Consider the following 14,537-nt stretch of genomic DNA (forward strand, 5'->3'; position numbering starts at 1 on the left):
AGTACTTTATAGCGTAATCTGACCCTTTGCTGTAGCTTCAAACTTGTTGCCAACCGGCTTCACACTCACATAATCAACTACAAGCCTTGCTGATACTGAGCATTGGTTGCAATGGTGACCAGCTGATTAAGTTCAATTTTGGCTTGTGTGACACCTTTAAGCACGTTTTCAAAGTGATTAACCAGTTGTACTTTATCAATTTCAGCTTTTGAACCAGAACCAATATTGGTTAAGTCGATAAAGAATTCATCAAACAAGTAGGATAAGTCTTCAACCGCTTCGATGTTTAAGAACTGCTCGTGGTTGTAAATACTTGGGTAGCCGCCTTTTTGCTTGTCTACCGCAAACGATATGCCTTTTACGTTAGTGATCGTCGTGGCTTTTTCGCATTTCAACATACAGCCATCTTCAATGCTGGGCTTATTACAACCCACCGTTTGTTGGAAAAAACATTGTCTGCTGGTCATCATCAAAATCGGGTGATAAATGCTATACAGCAGTTTAAAGTTTTCTGGTCTGGCAATATTTTTAATTTGATTGCGATTAATCTCGTTAGAGATAAACGCGCCTGCGCAATTGAGCTGCTCTTGCAGGGTAAGTAAAGCATAAGAGTTGGTGGTGTTTAAAAATGGCCCAGCAATCCACTCAATGCCCATTTCATAAGCTTTAAACGCGACACCGGTATTGTTTGTGACAATACGCTTAGGCTTAACCACTTCTAACACTCTTACTGCTTCGAGGTAATCTTTGCCAATAAGCACAGCTGGAAACCAAGGGATGAGTCTTGGGTTACGCAAGAATATGTCGATGTACTTGTTGTCATTCTTCTTAAAGCTTTCTGGCAGCTTAAAGTAGATATCGGCTTGGGTAACATCACACAAGTTAACGTCTTTTTCATCGCTGATAAGCAAAGACAGGGTTGGCGTTTCAGTGACTTTTGGGTGTTTAGGTAACTTAGGCAAGGTTACAGCGCCTATGTATTCACGTTGAGTTAGCTGTAACAGTAATTCATTTTTAAGCTGGGTTAATTGGCTAAACGGCAGGCTTAAGTCAGCATCTAAGCCGTCAAAATTGAATGCTTGTAACTGGTAGCCACTGCTTTTTAAGCTTTTAAAGCGCTTTTCAATTGCCGCTTCATCAACGCGAGATTCAGTGGCTTTAGTTAAGGTCAGTGTCGAGTTAATGACAAAGTGTTGCTCTGGAGTGCTAACCGCTATTGATAACGGCTGCGCCACTTTACCGGAAAATGCCAGTGACAGTGTTGGTTTAGCAATACTTAAGTGATTAATTTTTTCTGCAACTAGCTGCACAATCGCGTCTTTTTCAGACGACAATGTTTGTTGTGCTTCTTGAATTTGCACCACAGATATGGCATTACTTTTGTCGTTAGCATGCTTAAAACTGTTATCGCGCGGGTTATCGATAAACATGTCTTTAGTGAGATTACCCTTTAAAAATGAGTTGGTAAAATCACGATTAAATACCCGGTGTAAATTAGAGTCATCGGCTAGCAACTTGCCGGTATCGATAAATTTATCAATTTGCTTACGCCAGCTGTCTACTACAGTGTGGACATATTGAGCGCCTTTAATACGACCTTCAATTTTAAGTGAATCAACACCCGCATCGACCAGTTCAGGTAAGTCAAAATAGGCTGAGTTGTCTTTTAAATTGAGCGGAAACTTGTTGCCCGCGGCAGTAATTTCGTATTCGTCACGACAGGCCTGGCTACAACGGCCACGGTTACCCGAATTACCGACACTGACTGAACTTGAATAGCACTGGCCAGAGAAAGCAATACACAGCGCACCGTGAACAAACACTTCGGTCAGCACGTCGTGATCGTGGGCTAGGGTGGTGAGGCTTTTTATTTCGCCAAGGTTTAGCTCGCGCGATAAATTAACGCGTGTGGCACCGATTTTGGCTAAGAAGCCAATTTGACCTTCATTGTGGGTTGTCAGCTGGGTTGAGGCATGAATGGCTAAGTTAGGGAAATGCTTGCTGACCAAATTAAACAGACCGAGGTCTTGCACGATAATGCCGTCGATGCCGGTATTAACCAACTGATTGAGCAACTTAACCAATGTTGGAATTTCGTTCTCAAGAATAACGATATTCATGGTGAGAAACACTTCACATTGGTATTGATGAGCAAGTGCGATAACACCAATTAAGTCATCGAAGGATAAGTTGGCTGCTCGGTTACGGGCGTTGAAGGTATCTAAGCCACAATAAACGGCGTTAGCACCGGCTATAATCGCAGCTTTAATCGCATCGACATCTCCACCTGGCGCCAATAATTCGATTTTTCTATTCATGATATTTTCGCTTTGTTAAGTCGTTAATTATAAATTTTATAAGCCGATTTTACGTGTATCTGCAACGGATTACTATTGATTAGCGAATGCGAATGTATTCATTTTTTTGGGATAAATGAAACAAAAAAGGTCTTCATGATTGCAATGTAATGCAATAGGAAGACCTTAATGCTAACCATCTATCTATTCATGCGCATTGACTAATACGTATTCCATAAGGGGATTAGCCTCTGGCTTCTGCTTCCGCTTGGCTTGCAAGGTATTCGTCAAATGTACCTTGAAAGTTAATCAATTTTTTGTCTTTGACATCAATAATACGCGTTGCCAAAGATGACACAAATTCGCGGTCATGGCTGACAAATATCAATGTGCCTTCAAATAATTTCAAGGCTTGATTTAACGCTTCAATGGCTTCCATATCCATGTGGTTAGTTGGCTCATCCATTACCAGCACGTTAATGTCCATCATCATTAACTTACCGAATAATAAGCGGTTTTTTTCTCCACCAGAACAGTTGCGGACTTTTTTGTTGGCATCGTCATCTGAGAATAACAAGCGACCTAACATGCCGCGAACCATCAAATCATTGTGTTTTGGTGTGCGCCATAGCGACATCCAATCAAATAAAGTCATGTCATTATCAAAGTCAGCGGTACTGTCTTGTGGGCAATAACCAATGGCGGCATTTTCAGACCATTTAATACGGCCATGATTATGCTGTATTTCATCAACTAAACAACGAAGTAGCGTGGTTTTACCCACACCGTTTTCACCAATAATCGCCAGTTTTGAACCCGCTTCAAGAATAAGGTCACCGTGTTCGAATAACACTTCATCAAATCCGTGTGACAATTCTTCTAGCACCAGTGCTTGGCGATGCAATTTCTTGCTTTCGGTAAAGCGAATTGATGGGGTAATACGGCTAGATGATTTGACGTCATCAAGCTTAATTTTATCCATTTTTTTAGCACGCGAGCTAGCTTGTTTCGCTTTAGATGCGTTGGCACCAAAGCGGTTAACGAAGTCTTGTAGCTCGTCAATCTCAGCACTTTTCTTAGCATTACCGGCTAATAGTTGTTCACGTATTAAGCCTGATTGTGCCAAGAAGTATTCGTAGTTACCTGGATAAACTCGTAATTCGCCGTAATCGATGTCAGCCATGTGGGTACAAACAGAGTTCAAGAAATGTCTGTCATGCGAAATGATGATCATGGTGCATTTACGTTTGTTTAGCTCGGTGGCTAACCAACTAATGGTATGAATATCCAAGTTGTTGGTTGGCTCATCGAGTAACAAGATGTCTGGGTTAGCAAATAAAGCCTGCGCCAGTAGCACGCGCAATTTCCAACCTGGAGCAACTTGTTGCATTAAGCCAAAGTGGAATGACTCTTCAATGCCTGCTTCTAACAGAATTTCACCGGCGCGACTTTCTGCAGTGTAGCCGTCCATTTCTGCAAACTGGCTTTCTAAATCGCCTACTCGCATGCCGTCTTCGTCGGTCATTTCAGCTTTAGCATAAATGCTGTCACGTTCTTGTTTCACTTTCCACAGACCAACATCGCCCATGATCACAGCATCAACTACGCTGTATTGCTCAAAGGCAAACTGATCTTGGCTCAGGGTACCGACTTTAAAGCCAGGTGTAATCGACACGTTGCCTGAGGTTGGGGCTAGGGCGCCACTCAAGATTTTCATGAACGTAGACTTACCACAGCCATTTGCGCCGATTAAACCGTAACGGTTACCGTGACCAAATTGAGCCGAGATGTTTTCAAATAATGGCTCAGGGCCAAACTGCATGGTGATATTAGCGGTAGAAATCAAAGCAATGTTCCAACTGTGTACTAACTGAATATTTATCAACAAAGGGCGAGTAAACAGCCGTGTGAGAATAAGACAGACGCGAGTATATGTAAGTAAATAGGCCGCGGATTATACAGGTTAGGGTTAATTTGTCGATTTATAATCTGCTAATATTGTCTATCTGTGCCTTTATATGCAGATGCGCTTAACCCCGCGGGTTAAAAGTACGATTACCCTAAATGGGTTAATCTGTGTGCAATTGAATTGACCTGGGGATAAATGGCCACATTCGCTCAGGTATCAGGGTTATGGTATCTGCGGGTGGGAAGGCTTGCTGGCTTCAGAGTAGGGCATCAATAGGCGATTTAAACTGTCACAGTTGCTCCGTTAACCCTTATATACTGTTAAGGATAAAGCGCGGTGATCTATGCTCCGCGCTTTATCCTTTATGTTTACATCACAGTATCGATAAGTTAACTGCCGATTAGTTGGCTATCGATAAATCCGATTCTGCCGCGGCTAACATGGCAAATTCTTCATCGGCACTTTTGGCCACCAAGCGTGATGAACTGTAGCCAAAGTAATATGCAGCGCCAATCACAAATAAGCCTATTGTGAACAAGAATGCCCGTGGATCGAAGGCATACACACCTGTTAATGCGATTAAAGACAAGACTAACGCAATACTTGAGGTGACAATGCCGCCAGGCGTTTTGTATGGACGGATCAACTCAGGCTGCTTGATACGTAATATAATATGACTGAGTGCCATTAACGCATAAGACACAGTAGCGCCAACAACCGCCATCGCCAGCAGTAAATCACCTTCGCCGCTTAATGAAGCCAAAAAGCCAAATATTGCTGGTACGATTAATGCGCGAGCGGGGACTTTACGTGAGGTGGTAATCGATAATGAACGGGGGATATAACCCGCACGTGATAACGCAAACACTAAACGGCTATAACCATAAATAATAGAGAAGAATGAGGCCACTAAACCTGCTAAACCTAAAATATTAACCATCGTTGCTAAGCCATTATTGCCGGTGAGATTGAGCGCATCAACTAATGGCACTGCGCTGGCTCCCATGGCCGTTGCACCGCCAGCACCTGGTACTAATACCACCACGAGTAAGGCCGTAAACAGTAAAAATATCATCGCGCCAATAATGCCTTTTGGTACATCTTTGGCTGGATCTTTGGCTTCTTCAGCGGCTAACGGCACGCCTTCAACCGCTAAAAATAACCACATGGCAAACGGCAGTGCAGCCCAAACACCGTACCAACCTAAGGGTAAAAACTCACTGGCACCTGCAGCATCAGTAACCGCAATATCATAAAGCCGGGTTGCATCAAAGTTGCCAATAAGCACCACTGCAGTGGCAATAATAGCGATAACAGCTAATCCACTGATCACCATCATCACTTTAAGAGCTTCACCCACACCAGCGAGATGAATGCCCACAAACACTAAATAGAAGAGTGCATAAACCCAAGGACCATTAAAGCCGAGTAATTCTTGCACCGCAGAACCAATAAAAATCACGATTGCAGCAGGCGCGAGAGCATATTCAATTAATACGGCTAGTCCGGTTAAGTAACCACCAGCAGGGCCCATGGCTTGGCGAGCAAAACTGTAACCGCCACCCGCGGCAGGAATAGCCGCTGACATTTCAGCCAAAGATAACACTAAAGCTAAATACATGATCGCCATTAATATCGCTGCTATGGCAAATCCGCCCCAGCCAGCTTCAGCGATGCCAAAGTTCCACCCAGCAAAATCACCAGAAATAACGTATGACACGCCCAAACCTGCTAGTAACACCCAGCCGGCGGTACCGCCTTTTAGTTGCCTTTTGGCAAGGTACTCTTTGTTGTTATCTGACATAATTAACTCTCCAGTAGTATTTAATTTTTATTTCGAATGAGTATTTAACATATTGAATTTATTCGCCGTTATTCAGCGATTAAGAAATTTTGCCTTGGCTGTTGGTGTTCAATCACATCGTCTTGAGTGCGATCTTTTAAATTGACTCCTGTTAGTTTGAGTTTTTTGGCCTCGGTTAATAAATACAACGCACGTTTGGCTGCCTCTTTATAAGGCAACCCCGCAGGGCGAATGTTAGAAATACAATTTCGACAGGCATCATTAAGTCCTGTTTTAGGTGCCCAAGTCAGATATAACCCAAGGCTGTCTGGTGAGCTGAGTCCCGGGCGTTCGCCGATAAGCACCATCACCACTGGGGCATTTAGCAGCTGGCCAATATCATCGCCTATGGCCACTCGGCCTTGTTCAACCAAGGTAATTGGCGCGATTTTCCACTGTGTGATTTGCGGCTTGAGTAGGGTGAGTAATTCGTTGATAAAAGCTTGAGCATTAAGCTTCACCGCCAGTGATGACAAACCATCAACCACCACGATGGCAAGATCGTATTGGCTGTGGGTCGTTGGTCCTTGGCTATTCATGTGGCTTAATAAGCTGTCACGACCACTTTGGGACAGTTTTCGTCCAAGATCAGGGCGTTGCAAATAGGTAATACGATCATCTGCCTGACTGTGAACCTTGATTGGGCTAACCTTATCCAGTAAAGGAATACTGGCCAGTTGCGCTGCGAGTGCATCAATGTCCAGAGGGAAATTTACCGCGTCGCGAGCTTGTGCATGCGATAATTGAAACGCTAACAATTCTGCTGTGGGTAAACTAATGCCTGCTCTACCAAGACCAATGCGGGCGTCAGTAAAGCGGCGCAGATCGCGCCAAGGATTGGCCACCACCTTGCCATTATCTTGATGTGATATGCCAGTATCGACAGCATTATTAGATTGCTTTACATCAGGCGTGCTCATTTTGCGCCTCCTTGCAAAGCATAAAGCGGTTTGGCAAATGCGCTGGGTAGCGTGCTCGATAAAACAAAGTCGGTGTTATTTTTCATGATGTTCATTTTGGTTAGCCAGTGTTCAAACTCGGGCGCGGGATGCGCGTCCAGTACTCGGCGGACATACAAGGCATCATGAAATGAGGTGGTTTGATAATTAAGCATAATGTCGTCTGACCCAGGAATACCCATCACAAACGAGCAACCGGCAACGCCTAATAGGGTGAGCAGATTGTCCATGTCGTTTTGGTCAGCTTCAGCGTGGTTTGTGTAGCAAACATCACAGCCCATTGGCACGCCTAACAACTTGCCGCAGAAATGATCCTCTAACCCTGCGCGGGTGATTTCTTTACCATCAAATAAATATTCAGGACCAATAAAGCCCACCACAGTGTTGACCAGTAATGGTGAAAACTTGCGCGCGACCGCATAGGCTCTAGCTTCACAGGTTTGTTGGTCTAACCCATGGTGAGCATTAGCAGACAACGAGCTGCCTTGGCCTGTTTCAAAATACATCACGTTATTGCCAACCGTGCCCCTGTGTAGGCTTAATGCGGCATCTTGCGCTTCAGCTAAGGTATTGAGGTTAAATCCGAAACTGGAGTTGGTTGCTTCAGTTCCGCCAATCGATTGAAACACCAAATCGACCGGGGCACCTGCTTCAATGCATTCAATGGTGTTGGTGACATGGGTGAGCACGCAGCTTTGGGTCGGGATATCATACTTTTGGATCACATCATCCATTAACTTCATTAGCTTAATCGCTTGTGCCACGTTATCGGTTGCAGGATTTATGCCGATAACCGCATCACCATTGCCATATAGCAAACCATCAAGTATTGACGCCGCGATGCCGTTAACATCGTCGGTTGGGTGGTTAGGTTGTAAGCGGGTAGATAAGTGTCCGGGTAAGCCTATGGTATTTCTAAAAGCGCTAGTGACATGGCATTTTTTAGCCACAAGAATAAGATCTTGATTACGCATGATTTTACTTACCGCAGCAGCCATTTCTGGGGTAATACCCATTCTGACCGCGGCTAATACTTGCGGTGTGGCGTAGTCACTTAACAGCCAATTACGAAAATCACCAACGGTTAAATGGCTAATATAAGCAAATGCCTGGGTGTCATGTTCATCAATGATTAAGCGGGTCACTTCATCTTGTTCATAGGGAATGAGAGCGTCATTAAGAAACGTTTTTAAGGGCACATCAGCGAGTGTCATTTGGGCAACGGTTCGTTCTTTGGCTGATAAGGCAATTACGCCCGCTAAGCGATCGCCCGAGCGTTGCGGCGTTGCTTTGGCCATTAGCTGGGCCAAGTCTTTAAATTGATATGTTTGGCTACCTAGAGTGTAGCGATACGAATGGCTCATTTATTACCTCACCGTCAACGATCAAACCTTGGTACAGGTTTTGCTGCTGTAATCGTTAATCAACTCATTTAATTAATTCAATACCAGCTTAATTCGTACCAAGTGGCTATCAAGTTTCGGCAAAGTCATTTTTTATGTTTTATATCAGAAAGATAAAATGGATTTAATCAAGATAATAAGGTGGGGGTTAATCAATCTTTAACGCTAGGAGATGACAGATGGAGCACCATTTTAATCAGCGCGCACCAAAAAAGAGCGTGGTGCAAACCAATGACATCGATGAGCAAGCGCATAATTTAACCCAATGGCAGCAAGTTTATGATCAGGTCAGTAACGGCAGTTTTTATGGTTGTATTGAGGGTCTGGATTATCCAGATATGCATTTATTCAAAGAATTTACTCAACGAGCATTAAGGCAGCAGTGCAACATTGCGCCTAATTCTATTTGGTTGGGCATTCCATGTCGTTCTGAGCAAAGTAAAATAAATGGTTTACAGCTTGATACTCATCAGTTGATGTGTCGAAGCAGTGATTATGATTTTGAGTTAATCACCCCTGAGCAATTTACTATTTATGGTGTGGTGCTTAATCAACACAGCTTATATTCCATGGCTGAAATACAAGGGCTGTCGTTGAAGAACTTATCAACACGAGGGGCGGAACGGATTGATTGCAATCCAATTTTACTAAATCAAACTCGTTTGATGATTGAAAAGCTGATTAACCACAGTGAATTAGGCTTGCGCACCGATCTTCAGCAAGACATGTTAAGCACCTTAGCACTGAATTTATTAAGCCAACCAGCATCAACGCAAACGGTGGCCCCCAGTTATCAACATCGTTTAGCCGTCGTTGAAAAAGTTAAAGCTTTTATCGATGACCATCCGCAACAGGCCGTAACCATCACTCAACTTTGTGAGCTTACTTTTGTTAGCCGCCGCACCCTGCAGTATAGTTTTGAGAGTATTTTAGGCATTAATCCATTGCGTTTTTTACGATTAACCCGTTTGAATAATGTTAGGCGAGAGCTTAAACAGCCTGATCTACACCATCCTATTTCAGTGATTGCGGCAAACTGGGGTTTTTGGCATCCAGGCCAATTTACTAAAGATTACACCCAATTATTTGGCGAGAATCCATCTCTTACCCGTCAGCGATATCAGCCAGCTCAACCTTGACTCATTGCAATCGTTAGAGTGTCACATCGCGATAATTAGGCGCACCAAATCAATTGAACTTAAGCCAATGGTTAAGCGTATCAATTGCGCAGCCGGTGGTTAATTAATCATCTTCAGCTAACATTAACTGTTATCTACTAATATCAATAACCATCAATTACCGTAATGACACTTGATCAGAAGAGGGAACTTATGCAGCACAAATCCGTCGATAATATTCCGCAAGAAGCCTTTGATTGGTATGACGCCTATGCTCATGGTGGCATGGACCGGCGTACCTTTATGACTAAATTAGGCTCGTTAGTGGCGTTAGGTTATTCAATGAGCGTTCTGACCTCAGCGTTACTGCCTAATTATGCTTTAGCTGAGCAAGTGTCATTTAATGATGCCGACATTAAAGCCACTTATACCCAATTTGATTCGCCTTTAGGTTATGGTAAAGGCCAGGGCTACTTAGTTGAGCCCACCAATAAAACCGCTTTATTACCGGTGGTATTAGTGGTTCATGAAAATCGTGGTTTAAATCCATATATTGAAGATGTTGCTCGCCGTTTAGCGAAAGCGGGTTTTATTGCATTTGCGCCTGATGCGCTTTTTTCACTCGGCGGTTATCCTGGCAATGACGATGAAGGTCGGGCAATGCAGCAATCATTAGACCGAAGCAAAATTGAGCAAGACTTTGTTGCCGCGGCTAAGTTTTTGAAAGGCCATCAGCAAAGTAATGGCAAGCTGGGCGCGGTCGGCTTTTGTTTTGGTGGTTATATTGTGAATTATCTTGCCGCCGTGGAGGCTAATTTAATTCAAGCTGGGGTGCCTTTTTATGGCACCCCAGCGGCTAAAGCACTTAGAAAAAACATCAAAGCCCCTTTACTGATTCAGTTAGCTGAATTAGATGAAAGAGTGAACGCAACATGGCCAGAATATGAGGAGGATTTAAAAGCCGTTAATGTGCCATATCAAATGCACATGTATAACAAAGCCAACCACGGATTTCATAACGACTCTACCGGCCGTTATGATGAAGCCAATGCAGAGCTTGCGTGGCAGCGAACATTAGATTTTTTCAATAAACAAATTAGTTAACCATTTTATTTTAATGATAAATATCTACATGGATGTGGATATAGGAAAGTAAATTTGAATACTTGTGCCTTTATTTAATTCAGACTTTACGACAATCTTGGCGTCATGTTGCTCGAGTATTTGTAGCACTATTGACATACCGATACCCGTTCCAGTCCCGACGGGTTTTGTGGTGTAAAATGCATCAAATATTCTTTGCTGAACCTCTTCTGACATTCCACAACCATTATCGGTAACATTTAATAATATCTCATCATTAACTTGAGTCAGATCGACACCTATCTTTGAGGTATGATTTGTCATGTACTCGCATGCCTGTATGGCGTTAACCAGAATATTAATGAGCACTTGATTGAGTTCACCAGAGTTAAAGATGATCTTTGGCACTGGTTGTAGATTTTGTGTAACAAGGACATTTTTAAGTTTCGGTCCTAATAACTTTAACGCTATCTCAACAGCTAGCAGTAGATCGACTTCAGATAACTGATCAGCATCTGTTCTCGCAAAAAATAATAGGTTTTTAACAATATCTTTTATGCGTACCAACCCATGTTCGGTATCCGAAATCAGCTCAGGTAAGTCGCTCATTATAAAGTTGATATTTCGAGTGTCAGCCTCATTTAAGCTGTCTTTCGGTATCACGTTAAGCAAGTCAGAAACATAGGCATTTAAGGTTGTTACGTTACTGCTGACAAACGCGAGCGGGTTATTAATTTCGTGAGCTACGCCCGCCGCTAATGTGCCTAATAATGCCAATTTCTCTTGCTGTATAAGTGATTTTTGTTGATTTTTAATTTGCACTATTTGGCTTTCAAGTAATACGTTTCTTTCGTATAACTGACGTATCGAATCTTCGAGCAACTGCTCGACCTCAATACGTGCTTTTTTCTCTCGCTGATAGGCTGCTAAATATGGATCAGGTTTATCAGTCATTAATTAACTCAATATTTAAAATACATTTTTCATCACCATGGTGCATACAGACATCATGCTTAATGGTGATGGCTTGTTGATAATACTCTGCAGCGCCAAAGATAAGGCCTTCTGCACAAAAACATAATTTACGTGGTGAATGATAAGTTAGTTCAATATTGTGGTTATTTACTAATACACAACTAATGGTGGGTAAAGCGGGTTCATGGTAAAGCTTATTCACTTCAACATGAATAACATTATGAATACCCATCACCAAGGAAGTGAAACCTGAAAAACGTGTCATTACACCGGTATGTCTAGTGGCTAATCCTGAAAACAAATACTGTCCAAAGGCTTTTACTACTTGTTGCAGAGGAACATTGAGCAGCGCAGCAACATCGGTTGCAATGGCAAATAGCTCCGTTTCAGGGTAGTTTTTAGCAGACACATAAACCCGATTTTGTGGCGTATGTTTTTCAAGTAATGTGTTCCAAACCTCCATGCCAGCTTGTGCAACTATCATTTCTTCAAGCACATTAAAGATAATGCCTTTCATAGCGCCTCTCAATTTTAGTCTATGTGAAATAAAGTACAGAGTGTAACTTGTCTTATTTGTCCCCTGAGTATGGCAATGATTGCAGCGTAAAACCAGTGTTTAAAATAAATACTAATAGTTTTTGACATTCAAGGTTGTCGTCACCATAATGTTTAGAGGACAAATGAGACAATGTGGAGATTGTAATGCCGATACCTGTAACCATTGCCGACGATTCAATGATGTCAAGAAAAGTCGTTAGACGCGCTTTACCCGCCGATTGGGATATTGAAATAACCGAGGTCACTAACGGTAAAGAAGCTCTTGAGGCCGTTGAAGCTGGAAAAGCTGACGTTCTTTTCCTAGACTTAACTATGCCTGAACTCGATGGCTTTGGTGTGCTCAGCTACTTAAATGAGCATAAAACGAAAACTATCGTCATTGTGATTAGTGCCGATATACAGCCAGAAGCGAAAAAGTTAGTCGACAAGCTTGGAGCGTTTCGGTTTTTACACAAACCATTGAACTCTGAGCAATTATCACAAGCATTAATCGATGTGGGGTTGATATGATTTATCAATTAAGTGAACTGCAGCGTGATGCATTACAGGAGTTGATGAATATTTCAATGGGCCAGGCAGCCAATTCGTTAGCGAGGTTAATTGGCGCTAAAATTACCCTTTCTATTCCACTCATTTCCTCTGTTACCCCCACTGAATTTGTCGATATGATCAGTTCCGATGTCATGTGGCATACTCGGCAATCTTTTTTGGGCACAGTAAAGGGTGAGGTCGTTTCGCTACAATCGCACGCGGGGTGTGAAGCCATTGCTGAGCTGATGGATTATGAGCTACCTTTATCAGATATTACCCGCGAAGAGCTTTTGCTTGAACTGTCAAATATTCTAGCTGGAGCCTGTTTAAATGGTTTTGCCGAGCAGTTAGAGCTGACCACCAAGCTGAGCATGCCGACAGTATTTGAACCGGAAAAACTGTCGCCAGAACACTATCGTTGGGCTCACACTTTACTCATGGAAGTTGAATTTAAAGTAGAGTCCAGTCATTTTGATTCAAAAATTGTTATTTGTTTAGAAGCAGAGTCAATTTCGACGTTATTAAGTCGATTAAATAGCTTGTTGGAGTAACGATGACGACCCTCGCAGTATTAGAGAATCTGACTGCAAAATTGCCTTTAGGGGTATGTGTTCTTAATGAGCAATTAGATATAGAGTACTGGAATGACTTTTTTGCTGATCGGCTGAACATCAGTTGTGACCAAGTAAAAGGGCAAAATTTGCTGACTCTTTTCCCAAATGAAGCAAAATATTTAAAGAAAAAGATCAACAGTGTGTTTGTATTGAACAATGCTAGTTTTTCATATTGGGAACACAGACCACACGTATTTTTATTCAGTAGTAGCCGCCCAATCACAGGCGAAGAAACATTAATGTACCAAAACATTGAGTTTATACCGTTACACGTTAGCAATAATGTGGTTAAAACCGTATGCATGATAGTACAAGACGTCACTGAGTTGGCGAGTTATTACCAGGGTAAGAAACAACTTTCTGAAGAGTTAGCACAAGAACACTCAGCATTACTGGCGCTAAACACTAAACTAGAAGCCGCGCAGAATCAGTTATTACAAGCAGACAAAATGGCCGCCATTGGGCAGTTGGCTGCGGGCGTCGCTCATGAGATAAACAATCCTATTGGTTTTATTCATTCTAATTTACAAAGCCTACAAGATTATTCATCTAAGCTATTAAATTTGATCAGCTTTTATGAAAAGGTGGTGAATAAAACCCAAAATAAAACCTTTATGGCTTTGCAGCAAGAAATGCAAGAGCGCAGTCAATATTCGTTTTTACGTGAAGACATGCCTGAATTAATTAATGAGTCGATTACCGGAATAGATCGCGTTACTGATATTATAAAAAATCTTAAAGTGTTTTCACATGTCGACAGTAGTGAATGGCAGCATGCTAATATTATTGAAGGTATTGAAAATACGTTAAAAATTGCCAACAGCCAGCTTAAATATAATGTTGAAGTCCATCGTGAATTTCAGCAGCCATTACCGGCATTATTTTGCCAGCCAATGCAGTTAAACCAGGTGTTTTTGAATCTAATTGTCAATTCAGCACAGGCTATTGATGGTAAAGGGCACATTTACATTAAGGTATCGGCGAATAGCACAGCATTGGTTATTGAAATAAAAGATACCGGTTGTGGCATAAGTGAATCGGCACTGCGTAAAATTTTTGAACCATTTTACACCACAAAACCTGTAGGTCAGGGGACCGGCTTGGGACTGTCATTGTCTTATAGTATCGTGCAAAAACACAAAGGTAGTATTGTGGTAAGCTCCGAGCTTGATGTGGGCACCACCTTTATAATAACCCTGCCATTATTAACGCCTAGTGACCTTGAAACACCATCATAGTAAGCGATC

At 42.4% G+C, this 14,537-nt stretch carries 12 protein-coding genes; 5 read left to right on the forward strand and 7 right to left on the reverse strand.

Annotation, left to right across the window (positions count from 1 at the left end):
* Nucleotides 1-77: 77 nt before the first annotated feature.
* The 5 genes from H5114_RS10595 to H5114_RS10615 all read right to left on the reverse strand — a co-directional run bounded on the left by H5114_RS10595 (nucleotide 78) and on the right by H5114_RS10615 (nucleotide 8,372).
* Nucleotides 78-2,318, reverse strand: a complete 2,241-nt coding sequence (locus H5114_RS10595) for a peptidase U32 family protein (RefSeq protein ID WP_182722884.1) — start codon at nucleotides 2,316-2,318, stop codon at nucleotides 78-80.
* A gap of 223 nt (nucleotides 2,319-2,541) precedes the next feature.
* Nucleotides 2,542-4,143 carry an ABC-F family ATPase gene (locus tag H5114_RS10600; protein ID WP_182722885.1) on the reverse strand — a complete coding sequence of 534 codons (1,602 nt, stop codon included), beginning with the start codon at nucleotides 4,141-4,143 and terminating at the stop codon, nucleotides 2,542-2,544.
* Between the two features lie 463 nt (nucleotides 4,144-4,606).
* Nucleotides 4,607-6,010, reverse strand: coding sequence for an ethanolamine permease (gene eat / locus H5114_RS10605; RefSeq protein WP_182722886.1), 1,404 nt, complete (start codon nucleotides 6,008-6,010; stop codon nucleotides 4,607-4,609).
* Nucleotides 6,011-6,078: 68 nt separating this feature from the next.
* Complete coding sequence (gene eutC / locus H5114_RS10610; RefSeq protein ID WP_182722887.1) at nucleotides 6,079-6,969, reverse strand: ethanolamine ammonia-lyase subunit EutC; 891 nt, start codon at nucleotides 6,967-6,969, stop codon at nucleotides 6,079-6,081.
* The gene (locus tag H5114_RS10615; protein WP_182722888.1) at nucleotides 6,966-8,372 is read right to left on the reverse strand and encodes an ethanolamine ammonia-lyase subunit EutB; all 1,407 of its coding nucleotides are present in this window, start codon (nucleotides 8,370-8,372) and stop codon (nucleotides 6,966-6,968) included. Before H5114_RS10615 ends, eutC begins: the two co-directional genes overlap by 4 nt.
* 218 nt (nucleotides 8,373-8,590) lie before the next feature.
* Between H5114_RS10615 and H5114_RS10620 the strand changes: the two genes are divergently transcribed.
* Nucleotides 8,591-9,550, forward strand: a complete 960-nt coding sequence (locus H5114_RS10620) for a helix-turn-helix domain-containing protein (protein WP_124014807.1) — start codon at nucleotides 8,591-8,593, stop codon at nucleotides 9,548-9,550.
* 192 nt (nucleotides 9,551-9,742) lie between these two features.
* Nucleotides 9,743-10,633 (forward strand): dienelactone hydrolase family protein, encoded by an 891-nt coding sequence (locus H5114_RS10625; RefSeq protein ID WP_124014808.1) that lies wholly within the window; start codon nucleotides 9,743-9,745, stop codon nucleotides 10,631-10,633.
* Between the two features lie 24 nt (nucleotides 10,634-10,657).
* Here H5114_RS10625 and H5114_RS10630 read toward each other — a convergent pair whose 3' ends face one another.
* Entirely contained in the window at nucleotides 10,658-11,566 is a 909-nt protein-coding gene (locus H5114_RS10630; protein WP_124014809.1) for a sensor histidine kinase, read from the reverse strand.
* A complete protein-coding gene (locus H5114_RS10635; protein ID WP_182722889.1) occupies nucleotides 11,559-12,104 on the reverse strand; it encodes a heme NO-binding domain-containing protein in 546 nt (181 codons plus the stop codon). Before H5114_RS10635 ends, H5114_RS10630 begins: the two co-directional genes overlap by 8 nt.
* A gap of 185 nt (nucleotides 12,105-12,289) precedes the next feature.
* Here H5114_RS10635 and H5114_RS10640 point away from each other — a divergent pair, with 185 nt between their 5' ends.
* The 3 genes from H5114_RS10640 to H5114_RS10650 are packed head-to-tail and all read left to right on the forward strand — an operon-like array spanning nucleotide 12,290 to nucleotide 14,528.
* Complete coding sequence (locus H5114_RS10640; protein WP_182722890.1) at nucleotides 12,290-12,655, forward strand: response regulator; 366 nt, start codon at nucleotides 12,290-12,292, stop codon at nucleotides 12,653-12,655.
* On the forward strand, nucleotides 12,652-13,227 hold the full coding sequence (locus H5114_RS10645; protein WP_124014812.1) for a chemotaxis protein CheC: 576 nt from the start codon (nucleotides 12,652-12,654) through the stop codon (nucleotides 13,225-13,227). Before H5114_RS10640 ends, H5114_RS10645 begins: the two co-directional genes overlap by 4 nt.
* A 2-nt stretch (nucleotides 13,228-13,229) precedes the next feature.
* Complete coding sequence (locus tag H5114_RS10650; protein WP_182722891.1) at nucleotides 13,230-14,528, forward strand: ATP-binding protein; 1,299 nt, start codon at nucleotides 13,230-13,232, stop codon at nucleotides 14,526-14,528.
* Nucleotides 14,529-14,537: the final 9 nt, after the last annotated feature.

This window comes from Shewanella sp. SR43-8 (assembly GCF_014163775.1).
Lineage (GTDB): Bacteria > Pseudomonadota > Gammaproteobacteria > Enterobacterales > Shewanellaceae > Shewanella > Shewanella vesiculosa.

Bases quoted from the DNA above. Each gene is read 5' to 3' on its own strand.
- H5114_RS10595 (WP_182722884.1), bottom strand. From the start codon at position 2,318: ATGAATAGAAAAATCGAATTATTGGCGCCAGGTGGAGATGTCGATGCG.
- eat (WP_182722886.1), bottom strand. From the start codon at position 6,010: ATGTCAGATAACAACAAAGAGTACCTTGCCAAAAGGCAACTAAAAGGC.
- eutC (WP_182722887.1), bottom strand. From the start codon at position 6,969: ATGAGCACGCCTGATGTAAAGCAATCTAATAATGCTGTCGATACTGGC.
- H5114_RS10615 (WP_182722888.1), bottom strand. From the start codon at position 8,372: ATGAGCCATTCGTATCGCTACACTCTAGGTAGCCAAACATATCAATTT.
- H5114_RS10620 (WP_124014807.1), top strand. From the start codon at position 8,591: ATGGAGCACCATTTTAATCAGCGCGCACCAAAAAAGAGCGTGGTGCAA.
- H5114_RS10625 (WP_124014808.1), top strand. From the start codon at position 9,743: ATGCAGCACAAATCCGTCGATAATATTCCGCAAGAAGCCTTTGATTGG.
- H5114_RS10630 (WP_124014809.1), bottom strand. From the start codon at position 11,566: ATGACTGATAAACCTGATCCATATTTAGCAGCCTATCAGCGAGAGAAA.
- H5114_RS10635 (WP_182722889.1), bottom strand. From the start codon at position 12,104: ATGAAAGGCATTATCTTTAATGTGCTTGAAGAAATGATAGTTGCACAA.
- H5114_RS10640 (WP_182722890.1), top strand. From the start codon at position 12,290: ATGCCGATACCTGTAACCATTGCCGACGATTCAATGATGTCAAGAAAA.
- H5114_RS10645 (WP_124014812.1), top strand. From the start codon at position 12,652: ATGATTTATCAATTAAGTGAACTGCAGCGTGATGCATTACAGGAGTTG.
- H5114_RS10650 (WP_182722891.1), top strand. From the start codon at position 13,230: ATGACGACCCTCGCAGTATTAGAGAATCTGACTGCAAAATTGCCTTTA.